The 2,325-nt window shown below is 69.1% G+C and carries 1 protein-coding gene; it reads right to left on the bottom strand.

Going from position 1 to position 2,325, the window contains the following annotated elements; translation table 11 throughout:
- Positions 1–2,325 (bottom strand): condensation domain-containing protein (locus ACH49X_RS32865; RefSeq protein ID WP_357209341.1); only part of this gene is annotated, 2,325 nt, incomplete at both ends.

Here is a 2,325-nt window from a genome sequence, read left to right as displayed (position 1 = left end):
CACCAACCGGGTGCGCTCACCGTGGCGGTCATACCAGCGGCGCAGCTTCCGCAGATCCAGCGCCTCACCACCGAAGATCACATACCGCAACCCCAGCTCACCCGCACCCGTCGCGGCGGCCCGGTCGGCCTCCACCAGTTGATAGAACGCCGAGGGGGTCTGGTTGAGCACGGTGACCTGCTCGCGGATCAGCAGTTCCCGGAACTGCTCGGGCGAGCGGGAGGTCAGATAGTCCACCACGACCACGCTGCCGCCGTGCGCGAGCGCGCACCACAACTCCCACACCGAGAAATCGAACGCGAAGGAATGAAACAGCGTCCACACATCGGTGTCGCCGAACCCGAACAACGGCTGGGTGTTGGCCAGCAACTCCACCACGTTGCGGTGCGCGACCCCCACCCCCTTGGGCACCCCGGTCGAGCCGGAGGTGTAGATGACATACGCCAGATTGTCCGGACGCAACCGCGCCACCCGCTCCGCGTCCGACACCGCCGCATCCGACAACTGCCGCGCCTGCTCGAGCAGCACCACCGGCACCCCCACCGCCGGCACCGCATCCCGCAACTGCTCGCTGGTCAGCACGCAGACCGGGGCGGCGTCTTCGAGCATGAACTCCAACCGCTGCACCGGATAGGTCGTATCGATCGGCAGATACGCCGCACCCGCGATCAACACACCCAGCAACGCGACCGGCAACTCCTCACTGCGCGCCACCGCCACCGCCACCACCGACTCCGGCCCCGCACCCACGGCGATCAACGCCCGCGCCACCTGATTCGCCCGCCGATGCAACTCACCGAAAGTCAAGGTCTTGTCACCGGAACGGATCGCGACCGCCTCCGGACGCGACCATGCCTGCTCGGCGATCACATCCGGCAGTGTCGCACCGGGAACCCAGGCTCCCGGCACGTTCCATGCGTTCAGGACTTGGTCGCGCTCGCCGGGCGCGAGCACATCGATGTCGCCGACCGCGGCGGTGGCATCGGCCGCGACCGCCGCCAGGACACGGCGGAAGCGGCTGGCGAAGTTCCGCACCGTCGATTCGTCGAACAGGTCGGTCGCGTAACCGATCACCACCGACAGGCCCTGCGCGCCGGGCTGCTCGCCCAGGGTGATCTGCAGATCGAACTTGGCCGCCGACACTCCAGGATCGATGCCCGACACCGTGAGGCCGGGCAATTCCAGCGTCGCGGGCGCAAGGTTCTGCAGTACCAGCATCACCTGGAACAGCGGATGCCGCGCCGCGGAGCGGACCGGGTCGAGCAACTCGACCAGCCGCTCGAACGGCAGGTCGGCATGGCCGAACGCGGCGACGTCGGTCTTGCGGACCTCGGCCAGCAGTGTTTCGAACGACGTACCCGGCTCGACCTCGGTGCGCAGCACCAGGGTGTTGACGAACATGCCGATGAGGTCGTCGAGTTCGGCCTCGCCCCGGCCGGCCACCGGGGTGCCGATGGCGATATCCCGTGTATTCGACAGCCGGGCCAGCAACACCGCCAACGCCGCGTGCACAACCATGAACAACGTCGAATTGTGTTGCTGCGCGAGCTTTTCCAGCCCGGCGTGCAGGTCGGCGTCGATGTCGAAAGCGAAGCTGCCGCCGCGATAGGACGCCTGGGCGGGCCGGGGCCGATCGGTCGGCAATGGCAATTCGTCCGGCAGGGCGGCGAGCGCGTTGCGCCAGTACGCGGCCTGCTGGGCGATCAGGCTCTCCGGGTCGTCCTCGGAGCCGAGCACCTCCCGCTGCCACAGGCTGTAGTCGGCGTACTGCACCGGCAGCGCGGCCATGGCCGGGGCCTCGCCTCTGCTGCGCGCCTCGTAGGCCAGCACCAGATCCCGGGTGAGCGGCCCGAGCGACCAGCCGTCGGAGCTGATGTGGTGTGCGACGAAGACCAGCACGTGCTCGGTGGGATCGTCCGCGCTCGCGGGCGCGATCTCGAACAGCGCGACCCGGAACGGCACCTCCGTGGTGACCTCGAATCCCGCGCCGACCACGCTGGTCACCACGGCGACCGAATCCGCAGCGTCGACTCGCGTCGGCGTGAGGTCGATCGGCACCTCGTCCGCCGCGAGCACCTGCTGCACGGGGCCGTCCGGCGTCTGCGGGTAGATCGTGCGCAGGATCTCGTGGCGCGCCACCAAGTCCGCGACCGCCTGCCGCAGTGCCGCGACGTCCAGGTCGCCGGTGAGGCGGATGGCGGCCGGGATGTTGTAGACCGACGAGGCCGGATCGAACTGGTTGAGGAACCACATGCGCTGCTGCGCCAGCGACAGCGGGATGTGCTCCGGACGCGGACCGGCGACCAGTTCGCGGCGGCCACCGGC

The organism is Nocardia sp. NPDC019323 (genome assembly GCF_044389845.1).
GTDB classification, from domain to species: domain Bacteria; phylum Actinomycetota; class Actinomycetes; order Mycobacteriales; family Mycobacteriaceae; genus Nocardia; species Nocardia implantans.
Note: the sequence above shows the minus strand (reverse complement) of the source record. Positions and strands in the feature narration are given on the sequence as shown.